Source organism: Cryobacterium arcticum, from assembly GCF_001679725.1.
Classification (GTDB): domain Bacteria; phylum Actinomycetota; class Actinomycetes; order Actinomycetales; family Microbacteriaceae; genus Cryobacterium; species Cryobacterium arcticum_A.
Genome location: NZ_CP016282.1, coordinates 2,014,946 through 2,033,647, shown reverse-complemented (window position 1 = coordinate 2,033,647; position 18,702 = coordinate 2,014,946). Strand labels below are relative to the sequence as shown.

Genomic DNA, 18,702 nt, shown 5'->3' with positions numbered 1-18,702 from the left:
GGGGGCGTGACTTACCGGACTGCGGCGAACAGGGTACTGATGTTCGCAGCCGGGTCGGTCAACGTGAGGGTGAGGACCGGACGACCGTGCTCGGCGAGGACGCTGGCGTCGCCGGCGGCCTGGGCCTGGATGAGCTCACCGAAGGTGAACGGACGGCCCGGGATCTCAAGGTCTTCAGCGGGGGTGCTGAGGATCTGCAGGAACACGCCGGTGGGGGTGCCACCCTTGTGGAACTGGCCGGTGGAGTGCAGGAACCGGGGGCCCCAGCCGAAGGTGACCGGACGGCGCGACAGCGTCGCCAGGAGCGCGCGCAGTTCGGCGAGCTGGGGGAGTGCCACGCGGTCCGCGTACGCCTGGACAGCGACGTACCCGTCCGGGCCGAGTTCTTCGAGCAACGCGTCGACGGCGCCGGCCAGGTCGCTGGCCGCGCCGATGACGTGTGGCGTACCGCGGATCTCGATGCCGTCGGCAATGAACGCAGCGGGTTCGGGAGCCGGACGGGCATCGAGCAGCCCGCGGGTGGCGGTCTTGGCGGATTCGACGTCGGGCTGGTCGAACGGGTTGATCCCGAGCAGCCGGCCCGCGACGACGGTCGCGTACTCCCAGACCAGGAACTGTGCGCCAAGGGTTCCGCTGACGCGGATCTCGTCGGCACCGTCATGGTCCGTGCCGTCGAGGGGCACGAAGACCTCGTCGCCGGCATCCGCTACGACGCGCAGGATCTGCAGGTCGGGCAGTGAAGCCGTGAGCTCAGGCGCATCCGCGTCAAGCACCACGGGCAGGATGCCCGTGCCGCGCTTGCCCGTGGACTCGGCGATGAGCTGCTCGGCCCAATCGGCGAAACCCACGATGTGGGTGCCGTCGGAGACGATGGCGAGCTTGTCTCGTCGCGGAGCAGCCGCGGCGATCGCCGCTCCGAGGATGAGACCGGGGTTGTCCACGGAGTCGACGGCCAGGGTCAGGGAGACGGCGTCGGCTTCGTCGAGGAGTTGTCCGACGTCCACCCCGGCCAGGCCGGACGGCACGAGGCCGAACGCGGTCAGCGCCGAGAAGCGTCCGCCGACGGTCGGGTCGGCGGTGAACACCCGGTAGCCGGCTTCCCTGGCCGACGCCTCGAGCGGTGAGCCGGGGTCGGTGACCACGATGATGCGCTCGGCGGGGTCGATCCCGCGGTCCTGGAAGGCACGTTCGAAGACCCGACGCTGGCTGTCGGTCTCCACGGTGCCGCCCGACTTCGACGACACCACCAGGGCGGTGGACTCGATTCGGTCGGTCAGCGCCGCCCGCACCTGGCCGGGGTCGGTCGCGTCGAGCACCGTGAGGTGGACACCGCTGGTGAGCGTGATGACCTCGGGGGCGAGCGACGAACCGCCCATGCCGGCCAGGACGATGTGAGTGACGCCTCGCGTGTGGAGTTCCTCGCGCAGCGCGGAGATCTCGGCGACGAGGGGACGGGAGGTGGCCACGGACTCGGTCCAACCGAGCCGTGTGCCGGCCTCTTCCTCCGCCTCGGGTCCCCACAGGGCAGGGTCGAGCGACGTGATGCCTGAGGCGATCAGGTCGGCGACCAGTGTGGGAACCACGGTGCGGACGGCCTCTGCCGCCGCACCGCTCACCGAGATCCGGAAACTCACTTGGCGGACTCGAGCGCAGCCGTCACGGTGTCCAGGAGTTCGTTCCAGGAGATGATGAACTTCGAGACGCCCTCCTCTTCGAGCACGCGGGTGACGTCGTCGTAGGAGACGCCCTGCGCCGCGATGGCGTCGAGCACGGCATTCGCGGCGTCGTAGGAGCCCGTGACGGCACCTTCGACAATGACTCCGTGGTCGAAGGTGGCCTCGAGGGTCTTCTCCGGCATGGTGTTGACGACCTCGGGGGCGACTAGTTCGGTCACGTAGAGGGTGTCGGGCAGGTCGGCGGACTTGACCCCGGTGGAGGCCCAGAGCGGACGCTGCTTGTTGGCGCCGGCCGCGAGCAGCACGGACGCGCGCTCGGTCGTGAAGGACTGCTCGAAGACCTGGTAGGCGAGCTGCGCGTTGGCGACGCCGGCCTTGCTCTGCAGGGCGAGGGCTTCGTCGGTGCCGACCTCCGCGAGACGCTTGTCGATCTCGGTGTCGACACGCGACACGAAGAACGAGGCGACCGAGTGGATGGTCGACAGGTCGATGCCAGCGGCCTTGGCCTTCTCCAGGCCGCTCAGGTACGCGTTGATCACGGCGCGGTAGCGCTCGAGGCTGAAGATCAGGGTGACGTTGACGCTGATGCCCAGCGCGATGGTCTCGGTGATCGCCTCGAGGCCCTCGATGGTCGCGGGGATCTTGATCATCGCGTTGGGCCGGTTGACCTTGTTCCAGAGCTGCTGGGCCTGGGCGAGGGTCTTCTGGGCGTCGTGGGCGAAGCCGGGCTCGACCTCGATGGACACGCGGCCGTCGAAGCCCTTCGTGGCGTCGTAGATCGGGCGGAAGATGTCGCAGGCGGCGGCGACGTCGTCGGTGGTGATCTCGAAGACCGCATCGGTCACCGTGGTGCCGGCGGCGGCCAGCGTGGCCACCTGGGAGGCGTACGCCTCGCCCTTGCTGAGCGCACCGGCGAAGATCGTCGGGTTGGTGGTGACGCCGACGACGTTCTTCTCCTCGATGAGGGTCGTCAGTCCGCCGGACTGGATGCGCTGACGGGACAGGTCGTCGAGCCAGATGCTGACGCCCGCGGCGGACAGTGCGGCGGTGGGGGTTGTTTCAGTCATGAAAATCAAATCTCCTTGAATGCTGCGCTTGTAGGTGTCGCGCTTAGAGCGCGGCGAGGGATTCTTTGGCGGCGGCGACGACGGCCTCCGTGGTGATGCCGAATTCGCGGAACAGGGTCTTGTAGTCGGCCGATGCACCGAAGTGCTCGATCGAGACGCTGCGGCCGCGGTCGCCGACGTACTTAGTCCAGGTCAACGCGATTCCGGCCTCAACCGATACCCGAGCGGTGATCGCTCTCGGCAGAACTGCCTCACGGTATTCGGCGGACTGCTCTTCGAACCATTCGAGGCTCGGCACCGACACCACGCGAGCGTTGATGCCATCCGCCTTCAGTGCCTCGCGGGCGTTGACAGCCAGCTGGACTTCGGAGCCGGTGGCGATGAGGATCACGTCGGGCGTTCCGTTCGGGGCCTCGGCGAGGACATAGGCGCCCTTGGCGACGTTCTTGGCCGACGCGAAGGTCTCGCCGGTGGCGTCACCGTCGCCACGTTCGAAGACGGGGATGTTCTGGCGGGTCAGCACAATGCCGGCCGGGCCGTTGCGGCGCTCGAGGATCGTCTTCCAGGCCCAGGAGACCTCGTTGGCGTCGCCGGGGCGCACCACGTCGAGTCCGGGGATCGCGCGGAGCGTCGCGAGCTGCTCGATCGGCTGGTGGGTCGGTCCGTCTTCGCCGAGGGCCACGGAGTCGTGGGTCCAGACGAAGATCGACGGGGCCTTCATGAGGGCGGCGAGTCGCACGGCCGGACGCATGTAGTCGCTGAAGATCAGGAAGGTGCCGCCGAACGGGCGGGTGTTGCCGTGCAGGACGATGCCGTTCAGAATGGCGGCCATCGCGTGCTCGCGGATACCGAAGTGCAGCACCCGGCCGTAAGGGTTGCCGGTCCACTCGCCGGTGGAGTGCTCGCTCGGGATGAAGGAAGCGGAGTTGCTGATCGTGGTGTTGTTCGACTCGGCGAGATCGGCGGAGCCGCCCCACAGTTCGGGGATGACCGGGCCGAGAGCGTTGAGCACCTTGCCGGAGGAGGCACGGGTGGAGACCTCGGTGCCGGCGGGGAAGACCGGGAGGGCCTCCTCGACGCCGTCGGGCAGGTCGCCGGAGAGGATGCGGTCCAGCAGGACCTTGCGCTCGGGGTTGGCGGCGGCCCAGGCGTCGAAGCGCACGTTCCACTCGGCGTGCGCCTCAGCGCCGCGGTCCAGTGCCTTGCGGGTGTGTGCGATGACGTCGTCGGCGACCTCGAAGGTCTTCTCGGGGTCGAAACCGAGAATTTCCTTCACTCCGGCGAGTTCCTCGGCGCCGAGGGCGGAACCGTGGATCTTTCCGGTGTTCTGCTTCTTCGGGCTCGGCCAGCCGATGATGGTCTTCAGGATGATCAGCGACGGCTTGTCGGTGACGGCCTTGGCCGCCTCGATGGCGTCGTTGAGGGCGGCGATGTCCTCGACGTATTCGCCGGTCTTCTTCCAGTCGACAGTCTGCACGTGCCAGTGGTACGCGTCGTAGCGTGCCGCGACATCCTCGGTGAAGGCGATGTTGGTGTCGTCCTCGATCGAGATCTGGTTGGAGTCGTAGATCGCGATCAGGTTGCCGAGCTGCTGGTGTCCGGCGAGCGAGGAGGCCTCGGAGGTGATGCCCTCCTGCAGGTCGCCGTCTCCGGCGATGACGTAGACGAACTGGTCGAACGGGCTGGTGCCGGCTTCGGCCTCAGGGTCGAACAGGCCACGCTCGAAGCGTGAGGCGTAGGCGAAGCCCACGGCGGAGGCGAGGCCCTGGCCGAGCGGGCCGGTGGTGATCTCGACGCCGTCGGTGTGACCGTACTCGGGGTGGCCGGGGGTCTTGGAGCCCCAGGTGCGCAGGGCCTTGAGGTCGTCTAGCTCGAGGCCGTAGCCGCCGAGGTACAACTGCACGTACTGGGTGAGCGAGCTGTGGCCCACCGAGAGGATGAACCGGTCGCGGCCGATCCACTCGTTGTCAGCGGGATCGCGACGCATCACTTTCTGGAACAGCAGGTAAGCCGCGGGGGCGAGACTCATGGCCGTTCCCGGGTGGCCGTTGCCGACCTTTTCCACGGCGTCCGCCGCGAGGATGCGAGCGGTGTCTACCGCTCGGTTGTCGATGGAATCCCACTGCAATGCTGCCACGTGAACTGACCCTTCTGAATCCGTCAAAGGCGGCACGTCTTTATCCCGCGCCGCTGGAGAGTGTTTGCCCGCCGACATCGTTATCGGCATCGAGGTGCGCAAGAGAGTGCCCGTATCAGGTGGCTCACGGATGCATGCACCTTAGATTGGCGAGCCATTCCAGTATAGGGAACCCGAATTGCCGGTGTTGTTTCGGCGGCATTGCGCCAGGCTCGCACGGGCGGGCCGGGAGTGAGAGGTGACGGAATGATCTAGAATTGCGGCAATATGCGAAGCGCACGAGGAGTTATGGATACCGCCGAACAGACGCCCACCCTCAACCGGCCTGACCGATTCCAGCGGGCGGGCAACACCTTCCGCGCCTATCTGTCGCTCACGAAGCCGCGCGTGGTCGAATTGCTGCTTGTTGTCACGGCCCCGACGATGATCCTCGCCGAGCGCGGCATCCCCAGCCTGTGGCTGGTGCTGGCCACCCTGATCGGCGGCGCCTTCAGCGCCGGATCGGCCGGCGCGTTCAACTGCTACCTCGACCGCGACATCGACCGGTTGATGAACCGCACCCAGGGGCGCCCCCTGGTCACCGGGGAACTCTCGGACCGGCAGGCCCTGGTCTTCGCCTGGGTTCTGGGCGCCGTGTCCATCGCGTGGCTGTGGATCTTCACGAACTGGGTGGCCGCGCTCCTGTCCCTCGGCGCCATCCTGCTGTACGTGGTGTTCTACACGATGATCCTCAAGCGCCGCACGGCGCAGAACATCGTCTGGGGCGGCGTTGCCGGCTGCATGCCGGTGCTGATCGGCTGGGCCGCCGTGACCGGGGACCTGTCCTGGCCGCCGTTCATCCTGTTCCTGATCATCTTCCTGTGGACCCCGCCGCACTACTGGCCGTTGTCGATGAAGTACCGCGACGACTATCAGGCGGCCGGCGTCCCGATGCTCGCCGTGGTGCGCGGCCGCGCCCAGGTCGGGCTGCAGGTCATCCTCTACGCGTGGGCGACCGTGGCCTGCTCGCTGCTGCTCATCCCGATCGCCGACATGGGGCTGGTCTACAGCGTCGTGGCCATCGCATCCGGTGCCTGGTTCATCTACGAGACCCACCGCCTGTACAACCTCACCATCCGGCACGAGCACGTGTCGCCGATGCGCGTCTTCCACGGCTCGATCGCGTACCTCACGCTGGTGTTCGTGGCCGTCGGCGTCGACCCGCTGCTGCCCTTCTAACGAACTCACGTCGCCGGCCGGCCGCGGCCTCGTTCGCAGCCTGGACGATGGTGGAGCCTGCCGAAACCTGGTGAGGCACTGCGGGGGAGCCCCTCCCGTTTCCGTGTCGACTCACGAGGTCTCGACAAGCTCGACCAACGGGGTGGGTGCGATCCCGACGCCGGTGCGGCTCAGCGCCCGACCAACGGGGTGGGTGCGATCCCGACGCCGGTGCGGCTCAGCGCTCGACCAACGAGGTGGGTGCGACCCCCGACGCCGGTGCGGCTCAGTGCTCGACCAACGGGATGGGTGACCCCGGCGCGGGTCAGCGGGTCAGCGCGCGAGGGTCTCGGTGGTGGTGCGCTCGGCCGGGGGAGCGGCCTCGACGACGGGCTGCTTGAGGTTGAGGACCACGGCGGTCATGGCAGCGGCGAGCACGCAGGCGAGCACCATGTGGATGCCCACGAGCACCGCCGGCAGGCCGAGGTTGGCCTGGGTGAGCCCAACGACGGTCTGCACCAGCTCGACGGCCAGCAGCAGGAGCACCCAACGGCGCACGGGCAGCTGGAGCGACACGGCCCCGACCACCAGGACCAGCGTCAAGGCCAGGGTCACGTAGGCCGGCCAGCTGTGCACGTGCTGGAGGAACTCGGAGTCCAGACCATTGCGGGGAGCATCGGCGTCACCGGCGTGCGGCCCCGAGCCTGTCGTGAGGATACCCACGGCGATGGTCACGGCCACGGCGAAGGTGGTGAGGTGGGTGACGATGAGGAACCAGAGCGGAACCACACGCTCCCGGGGCCCGGGGACCGTGTACAGCCGGTAGAGGAAGGCGGTGCAGAGCCCGACCAGGATCACCGAGATCACGAAGTGCAGGCCCACGACGTAGGGGTTCAGCTGGGTGAGCACGCTGATGCCGCCGATCACGGCCTGAGCCGGGATACCCAGGCCGGCCAGCAGGGTGAGGCGGAAGAGGTCGGGGCGGCTGCGACGCATCCGCAGCACCGCCACGAAGGCGACGATGGCGACCAGTCCGAGCAGCACGCCGAGCAGGCGATTGCCGAATTCGATCACACCGTGGATGCCCATCTCGGGCGTGTTCACGAGCGAATCGGCGGTGCACTTGGGCCAGGTCGGGCAACCGAGACCCGAACTGGTGAGCCGGACGAGCCCTCCGGTGCCGACGAGGAAGATCTGTGCGGCCAGGTACACCCAGCCGAGCACGATGAGGCGTCGGTCCACGTTCGTGGGCAACCACTGGACTATCCGGTTCACGGGTTCTGCTCCCTGCTGGTGCGTGCGTATGTGAATACGCCGGGTCGCACTACTAATAACATCACTAGCCTGTAGAATTAGGTGTTTCACGGGCCCAGTGCCCGCCACGTGCATTCGCACAACGCGGCATGACCGGCCCGTGTTCATCTTAGGTACGCAACGTAGCCATCCACACAACTCACCCTCACCGGGCGCTGCACGTTCGACCAGTCGGTCGGACACGCACGCCTGGCGGGAATGACCGGACTGATATCCGGGTTGATGTGGGTAGGAGAAGAGGTAAAGATGTCTGACGTTCTACTGGACCGACCCGAGCTCGAGGGCCTGGGGGTCTATGAATTCGGCTGGTCCGATTCCGACGCCGCTGGGGCCTCCGCTCGCCGCGGAATCTCACCCGAGGTCGTCACCGACATCTCGAACCTGAAGAAGGAACCGGCCTGGATGCTGGAGCGCCGTCTGAAGGCGCTGGCGCTCTTCGAGCGCAAGCCCATGCCCACCTGGGGCGCCGATCTCTCCGAGATCGACTTCGACAACATCAAGTACTTCGTGCGCTCAACGGAGAAGCAGGCCCAGACCTGGGAAGACCTGCCCGACGACATCAAGAACACCTACGAGAAGCTGGGTATCCCCGAGGCAGAGCGTCAGCGCCTCGTCTCCGGCGTCGCCGCCCAGTACGAGTCCGAAGTGGTCTACCACCAGATCAACGAGGAACTCGAAGCCCAGGGCGTCATCTTCATGGACACCGACACGGCGCTCCGCGAGCACCCGGAGTTCTTCGAGGAGTACTTCGGCAGTGTCATCCCCTCCGGCGACAACAAGTTCGCCGCGCTGAACACCTCGGTCTGGTCCGGCGGCTCGTTCGTCTACGTGCCGCCCGGCGTGCACGTGGAGATCCCGCTGCAGGCCTACTTCCGGATCAACACCGAGAACATGGGCCAGTTCGAGCGCACGCTGATCATCGCCGACGAGGGCAGCTACGTGCACTACATCGAGGGCTGCACGGCCCCGATCTACAAGTCCGACTCGCTGCACTCCGCGGTCGTCGAGATCATCGTGAAGAAGAACGCCCGCGTTCGCTACACGACCATCCAGAACTGGTCGAACAACGTCTACAACCTGGTCACCAAGCGCGCCACGGCCGCCGAGGGCGCGACCATGGAGTGGATCGACGGCAACATCGGCTCCAAGGTCACCATGAAGTACCCGTCGATCTACCTGATGGGGGAGCACGCCAAGGGCGAGACCCTGTCCGTCGCGTTCGCCGGCCCCGGCCAGCACCAGGACGCCGGCGCCAAGATGATCCACATGGCCCCGTACACGCAGTCCTCGATCGTCTCCAAGTCGATCGCCCGCGGCGGCGGCCGCGCCGGGTACCGCGGTGAGGTGCGGGTGGACGCCACCGCGCACCACTCCGCCAACACCGTGCGCTGCGACGCCCTCCTTGTCGACACCCAGTCGCGCTCGGACACCTACCCGGCCATCGACATCCGCGTCGACGACGTGCAGCTCGGCCACGAGGCCACCGTCTCCCGGGTCAGCGAAGAGCAGCTCTTCTACCTGATGAGCCGCGGCATGCCCGAAGACGAGGCCATGGCCATGATCGTGCGCGGGTTCATCGAACCCATCGCCAGGGAGCTCCCGATGGAGTACGCCCTCGAACTCAACAAGCTCATTGAAATGGGCATGGAAGGATCCGTCGGCTAAATGTCCGCCGCCTCGACTTCAACAGCACCCACATCCGCATCATCGTCGGAGGCCCTGCCCACCGCCGAACAGCACGGCATCAAGGAGCACTCGGACGGACGCTTCGGCTTCGTCCCCGTGCAGACCCGGTCCGCCAGGTTCAAGAGCTTCGACGTCGCCGACTTCCCTGCCGTCACCGGCCGGGAAGCGGTGTGGAAGCTCTCGCCCGTCGCCAAGTTCACCGACCTCACCGCAGGCACCCTTGACGGTGCGGTCTACGAGATCGACTCGACGCCGCTCGACGACGTCGACGTGTCCTGGGTCGACCGCACGGATGCCCGCATCGGCACCGCGGGCGCCCCGGAGGAGCGCGCCGCCGCCAACGCCTGGAGCAGCTTCGACAAGGCCCTCGCCATCACCGTCAGCGGTGAGGAGGCCAAGGAGATCACCATCACCCGCTCGGGGCTTGGCTCCACCGCGCGCGCCGCGCACACCGTCATCGAGGCCCGGCCGTTCAGCCAGGCCGTCGTGATCCTGCAGAACACCGGCACCGCCCGGCTCTCGGAGAACGTCGAGATCATCGTCGGGGAATCCGCGAACCTCACCGTGGTGACCCTGCAGGAGTGGGACGAGGATGCCGTGCAGCTCGCCAACCACTTCGCCACCATCGGCCGCGACGCCCGCCTCAAGCACGTCGTCGTCTCCCTCGGGGGCAGCATCGTACGGGTCAACCCGTCGGTGCAGCTGGCCGGTCAGGGCAGCGACACCGAACTGTACGGGCTCTATTTCGCCGATGCCGGCCAGCACCTCGAGCAGCAGGTCTACGTCAACCACAACGCGGCCAACACCCGCAGCCGGGTCAACTACAAGGGCGCCCTGCAGGGCGCCGGCGCGCGCACCGTATGGATCGGTGACGTGCTCATCGGCCACGACGCCCCCGGGACCGACAGCTACGAGCAGAACCGCAACCTGGTCCTCACCGAAGGAACCCGCGCCGACTCGATCCCGAACCTCGAGATCGAGACCGGCGACATCCTCGGTGCCGGCCACGCCAGCGCCACCGGTCGCTTCGACGACGAGCAGCTGTTCTACCTGCAGTCGCGCGGCATCGGCGAGCTCGAGGCACGACGTCTCGTCGTACGCGGATTCCTCAGCGAAATCGTGCAACACATCGGATCGAAGCCGCTCGAAGAACGCCTGCAAGGCGCCATCGAAGACGAGCTCCGCGGAACAGAAGGCAACTGAACATGGCGTCCACCAAGATTTGCGCGCTCGACGACCTCGAACCCAACGAGGCCATCAAGGTTGAGATCGGCGGCGTGAACATCGCCGTCGTCCGCGACTCCCACGGAGCTGTCTTCGCCATCGGCGACACCTGCACCCACGGCGATATCTCGCTGTCGGAAGGTTTCGTCGAGGGAGACACCCTGGAATGCTGGGCGCACGGTTCCAAGTTCTCCCTGAAGACCGGCCGGCCGCTCACGCTGCCGGCCTACGAGCCCGTCCCCGTCTACCAGGTCGACCTGATCGACGGTGACGTGTTCATCGATCCTCTGGTCACCATCCCCGTCTGACGCGTCGCCTTCGGCACGTACGCACCAGCCGGCCCCACATACTGAACGCCCGCGACATCGCGGACAACGAAAGAGATACCGAATAATGTCTGTTCTTGAGATCAAAGACCTGCACGTCAGCGTCGAGACCGACCAGGGCACCAAGCAGATCCTGCGCGGCGTCGACCTCACCATCAACGAGGGTGAGATCCACGCCATCATGGGCCCCAACGGCTCCGGCAAGTCCACCCTGGCGTACACCATCGCCGGCCACCCGAAGTATCACGTCGACAGCGGCTCCATCCTTCTCGACGGTGCCGAGGTGCTCACCATGACCGTCGACGAGCGCGCGCGCGCCGGCCTCTTCCTGGCCATGCAGTACCCGGTAGAGATCCCCGGCGTCACGGTCACCAACTTCCTCCGCACCGCCAAGACCGCCATCGAGGGTGAGGCACCGCCCATCCGCACCTGGATCAAGGACGTTCGCGAGTCCATGACCAAGCTGCGCATGGACAAGAGCTTCGCCGAGCGCAACGTCAACGAGGGCTTCTCCGGCGGCGAGAAGAAGCGCAACGAGATCCTGCAGCTCGAACTGCTCAAGCCGAAGTTCGCCGTGCTCGACGAGACCGACTCCGGTCTCGACGTCGACGCCCTGAAGATCGTCTCGGAGGGTGTCAACCGTGCCAAGGAGAACACCGGACTCGGCCTGCTCCTGATCACGCACTACACGCGAATCCTCCGCTACATCAAGCCGGACTTCGTGCACGTGTTCGTCGACGGCCGCATCGCCGAGCAGGGTGGACCCGAACTCGCCGACCGTCTGGAAGACGAAGGCTACGATCGCTTCCTCGCCGAGACGCCCGTAGGCTAGAACCATGGTTTCGACACTCACTCCGGCGCGCTTCGACGAGATCGAAGAGGCGCTCAAGGACGTCATGGACCCCGAGCTCGGCATCAACGTCGTCGACCTCGGCCTCATCTACGACCTCGGCTGGGACGACGAGAACGATGCTCTCATCATCCACATGACGCTGACCAGTGCCGGCTGCCCCCTCACCGACGTCCTCGAAGAGCAGACCGCCGAGGCGCTGGACGGCGTTGTCGAGCAGTTCAGGATCAACTGGGTCTGGATGCCGCCGTGGGGCCCGGAGAAGATCACCGACGACGGTCGCGACATGATGCGGGCCCTGGGCTTCTCCATCTGACCGACCGCTCTGAACGACCGGCGCGCGCCGGCTCCGGATGCACACGCATCCGCAGCCGGCGCGGTCTGCGTTAACAGCCAGCCCGGCCCGATGTAAACCCCATCCATCGGTTGGACCGGTATTCTAAGCGGATGGATACGCCCCGTTCCCGCAGCCAGGCCCGCCGTGACGCCCACACCGCGGGCACCCGCGCCGAGATCATCGAGGCCGCGGCGGCGCTCATGCGCGAACGCGGCTATGTGGGCACCTCGATCGCCGCCATCGCCGACCACGGCGGCGTGGCCGTGCAGACGATCTACAACACCGTCGGGTCGAAGGCCGAGGTCCTGGCCGCGGTGCTCGCGGCCGCCGACCAGCGCTCGGGCCCGGGCCGGGCGGTACCCGAGCTCGTGTCACGGATCACCGAGGCCACCTCCGGTGCGACTGCGCTCGAGCTCCTCGCCGGCTGGCTGGCCGACGGCAACGAGCGCGCGGCCCCGATCCGGCGGGTACTCACTGAGGCCGCCGGGATCGACCCGGAGATCCGGGAACTGGAGCGCTCAGGGGCTGCGCGGAGCCTGCACGCGTGCAGCGAGGCCGTCGAGGCACTCCGGTCCCGATTCGGTCTGCGCGCCGGACTCAGCGACCACGAGGCTGCCGCGTCGATCTGGGCTCTGGCCCACCCCCAGGCATTCCAGACGCTGGTGGTCGACCTCGGCTGGTCGAGGGAGACCTACGCCGACTGGCTCGGGGCCGGCCTTGCCGGGGTGCTCTCCCCGGACCGCTTTCCAGCCCGCTAGAACCGGCCCGGCGGGGCCCATTCCGGCACTTCGGGTCGGAAATGCCGCGCGAGCAAATATACTGGTGAATTGGCCATGTTCGGCCGACCTCCCACGACTCCCTCGAATGGACTATTGCTGTGCTCAGTGTGCAAGATCTCGAAATCCGAGTTGGGGCGCGCGTGCTCATGGAGGACGTCAACTTCCGCGTGTCCGCCGGCGACAAGATCGGCCTGGTCGGCCGGAACGGTGCCGGCAAGACGACGCTGACGAAGACCCTGGCCAGGGAGACGCTGCCCACCAAGGGCAAGATCGAAAGCTCCGGCGAGATCGGCTACCTGCCGCAGGACCCGCGCTCCGGTGACCCGGACATGCTGGCCCGCACCCGCATCCTGGATGCCCGCGGCCTCGGCACCATCTCGCTCGGTCTCACCCAGGCCGGCATCGAGATGGGCAGCTCCGACAGCAAGATCAGCGAACGAGCCATGAAACGCTACGGCACCCTCACCGACGAGTTCAACGCGCTGGGCGGATACGCCGCCGAGGCCGAGGCCGCGTCGATCGCGAGCAACCTGAACCTGCCCGACCGGATCCTCGACCAGCCCCTGCGCACCCTCTCCGGTGGTCAGCGTCGCCGCATCGAGCTGGCCCGCATCCTGTTCTCCGCCGCCGAGACCATGATCCTCGACGAGCCCACCAACCACCTCGACGCCGATTCGGTCGTGTGGCTGCGCGAGTTCGTGAAGAACTACCGCGGCGGTTGCATCATCATCAGCCACGACATCGAGCTGGTCGGCGACACGGTCAACCGGGTGTTCTACCTGGATGCCAACCGGATGGTCATCGACATCTACAACATGAACTGGAAGAACTACCAGCGTCAGCGCGTCGCCGACGCCGACCGTCGCAAGAAGGAACGCGCGAACGCGGAGAAGAAGGCGTCGACCCTGCAGCTGCAGGCCGCCAAATTCGGCGCCAAGGCCAGCAAGGCCGCTGCCGCGCACCAGATGGTCGCGCGTGCCGAGAAGCTCCTGTCCGGCCTGGACGCCGTGCGTGTCGTCGACCGGGTCGCCAAGCTGCGCTTCCCCGAGCCCGCTCCGTGCGGCCGCACCCCGCTGATGGCCAGCGACCTGTCCAAGAGCTACGGCTCGCTCGAGATCTTCGCCGCCGTCGATCTCGCCATCGACCGCGGCTCCAAGGTCGTCATCCTGGGACTCAACGGTGCCGGTAAGACCACCCTGCTGCGGATGCTGGCCGGCGTCGACAAGCCGGACACCGGCGAGATCGTGGCCGGTCACGGCCTGCGGATCGGCTACTTCGCCCAGGAGCACGAGACGATCGACGTGAAGCGCAGCGTGCTGCAGAACATGATCTCCTCCTCGCCGAACATCACCGAGATGGAGGCCCGCCGGGTCCTCGGTTCATTCCTGTTCACCGGCGACGACTCGCACAAGCCCGCCGGGGTCCTCTCCGGCGGCGAGAAGACCCGTCTGGCCCTGGCCATGATCGTGGTCTCCGGAGCCAACGTACTGCTGCTCGACGAACCGACCAACAACCTCGACCCGGCCAGCCGTGAAGAGATCCTCGACGCCCTGGCTCACTTCACCGGCGCCGTGGTCCTGGTCAGCCACGATGAGGGCGCCGTCGAGGCGCTCAACCCCGAGCGGGTGCTCATCATGCCCGACGGCACCGAGGACCACTGGAACAAGGACTACCTGGACCTCATCACGCTGGCCTAGCCGTACCGGCCGGTACGCCCTGCCGGTACGCCCGGCCGGTGCGTGCCGGCGTTTCACGCCGGCCGGTGCCGGTCAGGAGTGCTGGTCGACCAGCTCGTCCTCGATGTCGGCGTCGCTGCGCGGTTTGGCCGCTTGGCGGCGGGCCCGGTCCGCGGCCCTGACGCGCTCGTCGGGGTCCTCAGCGTTGATGTTGCGGTACTCCTGGCGGGCCGCCCAGCCCAGGCCGATGAAGCCCATCAGGGCGAACACGAACCACTGGAACGCGTACGACAGGTGCGGTCCCTCGTCGCGGACCGGCCGGGTCACGGCCGTCGGACGCTCGGCTGTCGCCGGGTCCTCTGACTTCATCAGGCCGTAGGCGCCGGTGTAGGTGTCGGTGCCGAGCCGTTCGGCGATCTCGGTCAGGTTGATCGTGGCGATCTGGTTGCCGGTGGCACTGCGCCCGGCCAGTGACGGTTCGCCCTGCTTGAGCCGGGCGATCACGGTGACCTCCCCGGTGGGAGCGGCCGGAACGGAGTCCGGTGCGTTCTGGTCTTCACCGGTGGGAACCCAGCCGCGGTTCACGATGAACACATCGCCGTCGCTCAAGAGCAGGGGAGTGAGCACCTCGAAACCGGGGTTGATGTTCAACGGGCGGTTGCGCACCAGGATCTCCTCGTCCCTGAGGTAGGTTCCCGTGAGTTCGACCGGCAGCCACTTCTGCGACTCCTCGAAGGAATCGAGGTTCGGAAGGGCCTCGGTGACCGGCACGGCCTCTGCGTCGAAGTTCGTCTCCACCCGGCTGATCTCGGCCTGAGCCTCGGCGCGGCGGGCGAGCTGCCACACCCCCAGGCCGGAGCAGATGACGGCGAACACGATGGTGAGGGCCAGGTAGCCGGCCCACTGCCGGGAGATCAGGAAACGCCAGCCGCTCATGTGAGCTCCGTCCCGGTCAGCCCAGTCCCGGTACGCTCAGTCCCGGTGCGCTCAGTGGCCTCCAGGGGGCTCACGCGTAGCGGGAAGTCGCGGGTGGACAGGAAGTCCCGGAGGAAGTCGACGTGCTCGTCACAGGCCAGCCAGGTCTTCACCCGGTCCTCGGCGTGGATACGCGGATTCCGCCAGTCCAGGCGCCAGGACGCCAGTTCCCGGCATCCCGCTCGCGAGCAGTTGGTGGTCTCGGGGGCGGCACCGAACCCGATCACCGGGCGTCCTCGCCACCGGCCGCTGGAGCGGTCTCGTCGGGCGTGACGGTGTCAGGCCGTGCCGCCCTGTCGTCCGGCGCCTCCGCACGGGAGAGCACGATGGCGCCCGGCCGCAGGACCGGTGTCGTCCGTTGCTCACCGTGCACGTTCGCGGCGATGACGGCGAAGTACGGCAGCAGGATGGCGCCGAGGGCGCACACGAGCAGCCACCATCCGTGCACAAAGAGCATCAACACGATGCACACCATGCGGATGCCCATGGTGACCGTGTACTTGATCATGCGGCTGCGCCGCTCCTCGTCCGGTGACGGGGGGAGCGTCGTGATCGACTGCTGCTGCTTCATCGTGCCCATCGCTCAGGGATCCAAATACGCCTGTCCACGCTCTGAAACAAGCCTACGTCCCCTGCCCGCCCCGTGGGTCACATCCCGGAACGCTCTAAGCTGAATGAATCTGTGCCCGCGCTGAATGCGGGCATGCTCACCGAAAGGACCCCGCCATGGCGACCGCTCGAACAGTTCTGGTAACGGGAGGCAACCGCGGGATCGGCTACGCCATCGCCGAGGAATTCATCGCCCAGGGGCACCGGGTCGCCATCACGGCCCGCTCCGGTGAGGGCCCCGCCGGCAGCCTCACCGTGCGTGCCGACGTCACCGACTACGCCTCGATCGATGCGGCGTTCACCGAGATCGAAGCCGCCTACGGGCCCGTCGAGATCGTCGTGGCCAACGCCGGCATCACCAAGGACACTCTTCTGATGCGAATGAGCGAAGAGGACTTCACCTCCGTCATCGACACGAACCTCAGCGGAGCCTTCCGCGTGGTCAAGCGGGCCTCCAAGGGCATGCTCAAGGCCCGCTTCGGCCGCATCGTCCTGATCTCCAGCGTTGTCGGCCTCTACGGTTCGGCCGGCCAGGTCAACTACTCCTCCTCGAAGAGCGGACTCGTGGGCCTGGCCCGTTCGGTCACCCGCGAACTCGGCGCCCGGGGCATCACGGCGAACGTCGTCGCTCCCGGCTTCATCGAAACCGACATGACCGCCCAGCTCCCCGACGCGCAGCAGGCCGAGTACAAGCGGAACATCCCGGCCGGACGCTTCGCCTCCCCGGCCGAGGTCGCACGGGTGGTCACCTGGATCGCGGGCGACGACGCGTCCTACATCTCGGGCGCTGTCATCCCCGTCGACGGCGGACTGGGAATGGGCCACTAGGCAGCCCCACCGCACAGACGGAAGCCCGGCCGGACCAGTGGTCCCGCCGGGCTTCTTCGGTTCTTCTGTGCGTTCGCCGCACGCGCCCGGGGTCAGCCGCGCAGGCCCAGGAGGGGCAGTACCTGGCTGAGGTCGGTTGTGCCGATCACCAGGTCGGCCGAGCGGCGCACGATGGGCTTGGCATTGAACGCCACTCCGAGACCGGCAATGCGCATCATGGTGAGGTCGTTGGCCCCGTCACCCACCGCCACAGTGGAGCAGAGGTCAACGCCGTCCACCGCCGCCCATTCGGTCAGGGCGGCCGCTTTCGCCGACGCGTCGATGATCGGTCCGGACAGCCTGCCGGTGAGGTGGCCGTCCTCGACCTCGAGCCGGTTGGCCCGCCAGTGATCGAGGCCCAGGCTGGCGGCCAGCGGGTCGAGGAGCTCGTGGAAGCCGCCGGAGACGACGCCGATCCGGCTGCCGCCGGCGTGCAGACCAGTGATGAGGTCGTGCACGCCGGCGGTAGGACGAATCAGGGCGCCCACCTGGGCGAAGACGTCGGTGGACAACCCGGCCAGGGTGGCGACCCGTTGCCGGAGGCTCTCCGCGAAATCGAGTTCGCCGCGCATGGCGCGATCGGTCACCTCGGCCACGAGGGCGAGGGAACCGGCCGCCTCAGCGAGGAGCTCGATGACCTCGTTCTCGATCAGGGTGGAGTCGGCATCCAGGACGACGAGGAACCTAGCTGGGGCGTTCACGGGTGTACGTGCACGCCCTTGCCGACCACGGTGATCCCGGACTCGGTGACACTGAAACCCCGGGCGAGGTCACGGTCACGGTCGACGCCGATGTTGGCGCCCTCCGCGACGATGACGTCCTTGTCGAGGATGGCGCGGTGCACCACGGCGCCCGGCCGGATCTGCACCCGGTCGAAGACGATCGAGTCGACCACGTGGGCGCCAGAGTCGATGACGGCCCAGGGGCCGACGACACTGCGCTCGAGGTGGGCACCGGAAATCACGCACCCGAGCGAGACGATCGAATCGATCACGGTGCCCAGCGAACCCTTGGCGTCACGCACGAACTTAGCCGGCGGCGAGTTCAGCTGCTGGCTGAAGATCGGCCAGCTCTGGTTGTACAGGTTGAACACCGGCAGGGCGCTGATCAGGTCCTGGTGAGCCTCGAAGAACGAGTCGATGGTTCCCACATCGCGCCAGTAGTACCGGTCGCGGTCGGTGGACCCCGGCACCTCGTTGCGCTGCAGGTCGTAAACGCCGGCTTCGCCGCGGGAGACGAAGTCGGGGACGATGTCGCCGCCCATGTCGTGGCTGGAGTCGGTGCGTTCGCCGTCACGGCGAACGGCCTCGATCAGCGCGTCGGCGTTGAAGACGTAGTTGCCCATCGACGCGAACACCTCGTGCGGCGCGTCGGCCAGGCCGATGGCGTCCTTGGGCTTCTCCCGGAAGTCGCTGATCCGGTCCGGCGTTGCGGCATCCACTTCGATGACGCCGAACTGGTCCGCCAGTCCGATGGGCTGCCGGATGGCCGCCACGGTGGCCTGCGCACCGGAATCGATGTGCGCCTGGATCATCTGGCTGAAGTCCATGCGGTAGACGTGGTCGGCACCGACCACGACGACGATGTCGGGCTTCTCATCGTGGATGAGGTTGAGGCTCTGCAGGATGGCATCCGCCGACCCGCTGAACCAGCGCTTGCCGAGCCGCTGCTGCGCGGGCACGGAGGCGATGTAGGAGTTGAACAGCCCGCCGGACACGTGCCAGGTCTGGGACACGTGACGGTCGAGGCTGTGGGACTTGTACTGGGTCAGGACGACGATCTGGGTGACACCGGAGTTGATCAGATTCGACAATGCGAAGTCGATCAACCGGTAATGCCCTCCAAACGGCACCGCTGGTTTGGCGCGGTCTTCGGTCAACGGCATCAGCCGTTTTCCCTCGCCGCCTGCGAGAACGATTCCAAAGATCTTCTGGGCCTTCATAACTTTAGATTAGGGCCATCCGGTGCTTCCGACCAGCGTG

The 18,702-nt window shown here is 67.1% G+C and carries 18 protein-coding genes; 9 read left to right on the top strand and 9 right to left on the bottom strand.

Annotation, left to right across the window (positions count from 1 at the left end):
• Positions 1-11: 11 nt before the first annotated feature.
• Genes PA27867_RS09085 through tkt form a run of 3 tightly spaced genes read right to left on the bottom strand, consistent with a single transcriptional unit; the run spans position 12 to position 4,880 of the window.
• Positions 12-1,634, bottom strand: a complete 1,623-nt coding sequence (locus PA27867_RS09085; protein ID WP_066595489.1) for a hypothetical protein — start codon at positions 1,632-1,634, stop codon at positions 12-14.
• The gene (gene tal / locus PA27867_RS09080) at positions 1,631-2,743 is read right to left on the bottom strand and encodes a transaldolase (RefSeq protein ID WP_066595483.1); all 1,113 of its coding nucleotides are present in this window, start codon (positions 2,741-2,743) and stop codon (positions 1,631-1,633) included. Before tal ends, PA27867_RS09085 begins: the two co-directional genes overlap by 4 nt.
• 43 nt (positions 2,744-2,786) lie before the next feature.
• Complete coding sequence (tkt, locus tag PA27867_RS09075; RefSeq protein ID WP_066595481.1) at positions 2,787-4,880, bottom strand: transketolase; 2,094 nt, start codon at positions 4,878-4,880, stop codon at positions 2,787-2,789.
• 288 nt (positions 4,881-5,168) lie between these two features.
• On the opposite strand from tkt, the gene PA27867_RS09070 reads away from it, so the two are divergent.
• Positions 5,169-6,098, top strand: coding sequence for a heme o synthase (locus PA27867_RS09070; protein WP_066595479.1), 930 nt, complete (start codon positions 5,169-5,171; stop codon positions 6,096-6,098).
• A 312-nt stretch (positions 6,099-6,410) separates the two neighbouring features.
• Here PA27867_RS09070 and PA27867_RS09065 read toward each other — a convergent pair whose 3' ends face one another.
• Entirely contained in the window at positions 6,411-7,352 is a 942-nt protein-coding gene (locus PA27867_RS09065) for a COX15/CtaA family protein (protein WP_066595477.1), read from the bottom strand.
• 285 nt (positions 7,353-7,637) lie between these two features.
• Here PA27867_RS09065 and sufB point away from each other — a divergent pair, with 285 nt between their 5' ends.
• The 7 genes from sufB (at position 7,638) to PA27867_RS09030 (ending at position 14,290) form a co-directional block, all read left to right on the top strand.
• Positions 7,638-9,056: a Fe-S cluster assembly protein SufB gene (sufB, locus tag PA27867_RS09060; RefSeq protein ID WP_066595475.1), complete on the top strand. Its 1,419-nt coding sequence runs from the start codon at positions 7,638-7,640 to the stop codon at positions 9,054-9,056.
• Positions 9,057-10,280, top strand: a complete 1,224-nt coding sequence (gene sufD / locus PA27867_RS09055) for a Fe-S cluster assembly protein SufD (RefSeq protein ID WP_084020916.1) — start codon at positions 9,057-9,059, stop codon at positions 10,278-10,280. It begins immediately after the preceding gene.
• Between the two features lie 2 nt (positions 10,281-10,282).
• A complete protein-coding gene (locus PA27867_RS09050) occupies positions 10,283-10,609 on the top strand; it encodes a non-heme iron oxygenase ferredoxin subunit (RefSeq protein WP_066595473.1) in 327 nt (108 codons plus the stop codon).
• Between the two features lie 85 nt (positions 10,610-10,694).
• Positions 10,695-11,459, top strand: coding sequence for a Fe-S cluster assembly ATPase SufC (gene sufC / locus PA27867_RS09045; RefSeq protein WP_066595471.1), 765 nt, complete (start codon positions 10,695-10,697; stop codon positions 11,457-11,459).
• A 4-nt stretch (positions 11,460-11,463) separates the two neighbouring features.
• A complete protein-coding gene (locus PA27867_RS09040) occupies positions 11,464-11,793 on the top strand; it encodes a metal-sulfur cluster assembly factor (protein WP_066595469.1) in 330 nt (109 codons plus the stop codon).
• Positions 11,794-11,924: 131 nt separating this feature from the next.
• Positions 11,925-12,572, top strand: coding sequence for a TetR/AcrR family transcriptional regulator (locus PA27867_RS09035; RefSeq protein ID WP_066595463.1), 648 nt, complete (start codon positions 11,925-11,927; stop codon positions 12,570-12,572).
• Between the two features lie 119 nt (positions 12,573-12,691).
• Positions 12,692-14,290: an ABC-F family ATP-binding cassette domain-containing protein gene (locus PA27867_RS09030; protein ID WP_066595461.1), complete on the top strand. Its 1,599-nt coding sequence runs from the start codon at positions 12,692-12,694 to the stop codon at positions 14,288-14,290.
• Between the two features lie 72 nt (positions 14,291-14,362).
• Here PA27867_RS09030 and PA27867_RS09025 read toward each other — a convergent pair whose 3' ends face one another.
• Genes PA27867_RS09025 through PA27867_RS09015 form a run of 3 tightly spaced genes read right to left on the bottom strand, consistent with a single transcriptional unit; the run spans position 14,363 to position 15,824 of the window.
• Complete coding sequence (locus PA27867_RS09025) at positions 14,363-15,205, bottom strand: SURF1 family protein (RefSeq protein WP_066595459.1); 843 nt, start codon at positions 15,203-15,205, stop codon at positions 14,363-14,365.
• Positions 15,202-15,471: a hypothetical protein gene (locus PA27867_RS09020; RefSeq protein ID WP_066595457.1), complete on the bottom strand. Its 270-nt coding sequence runs from the start codon at positions 15,469-15,471 to the stop codon at positions 15,202-15,204. The genes PA27867_RS09025 and PA27867_RS09020 overlap by 4 nt, the downstream gene beginning before the upstream one ends.
• Entirely contained in the window at positions 15,468-15,824 is a 357-nt protein-coding gene (locus PA27867_RS09015) for a DUF3099 domain-containing protein (RefSeq protein ID WP_236900890.1), read from the bottom strand. Before PA27867_RS09015 ends, PA27867_RS09020 begins: the two co-directional genes overlap by 4 nt.
• Positions 15,825-15,970: 146 nt before the next feature.
• Here PA27867_RS09015 and fabG point away from each other — a divergent pair, with 146 nt between their 5' ends.
• Positions 15,971-16,681 carry a 3-oxoacyl-ACP reductase FabG gene (fabG, locus tag PA27867_RS09010; protein WP_066595455.1) on the top strand — a complete coding sequence of 237 codons (711 nt, stop codon included), beginning with the start codon at positions 15,971-15,973 and terminating at the stop codon, positions 16,679-16,681.
• Positions 16,682-16,773: 92 nt separating this feature from the next.
• Here the strand turns inward: fabG and serB are convergent, their stop codons facing one another.
• Both serB and glgC read right to left on the bottom strand, forming a co-directional pair.
• On the bottom strand, positions 16,774-17,421 hold the full coding sequence (serB, locus tag PA27867_RS09005) for a phosphoserine phosphatase SerB (protein ID WP_066595454.1): 648 nt from the start codon (positions 17,419-17,421) through the stop codon (positions 16,774-16,776).
• Positions 17,418-18,662, bottom strand: a complete 1,245-nt coding sequence (glgC, locus tag PA27867_RS09000) for a glucose-1-phosphate adenylyltransferase (RefSeq protein ID WP_066595453.1) — start codon at positions 18,660-18,662, stop codon at positions 17,418-17,420. The genes serB and glgC overlap by 4 nt, the downstream gene beginning before the upstream one ends.
• Between the last annotated feature and the right edge of the window lie 40 nt (positions 18,663-18,702).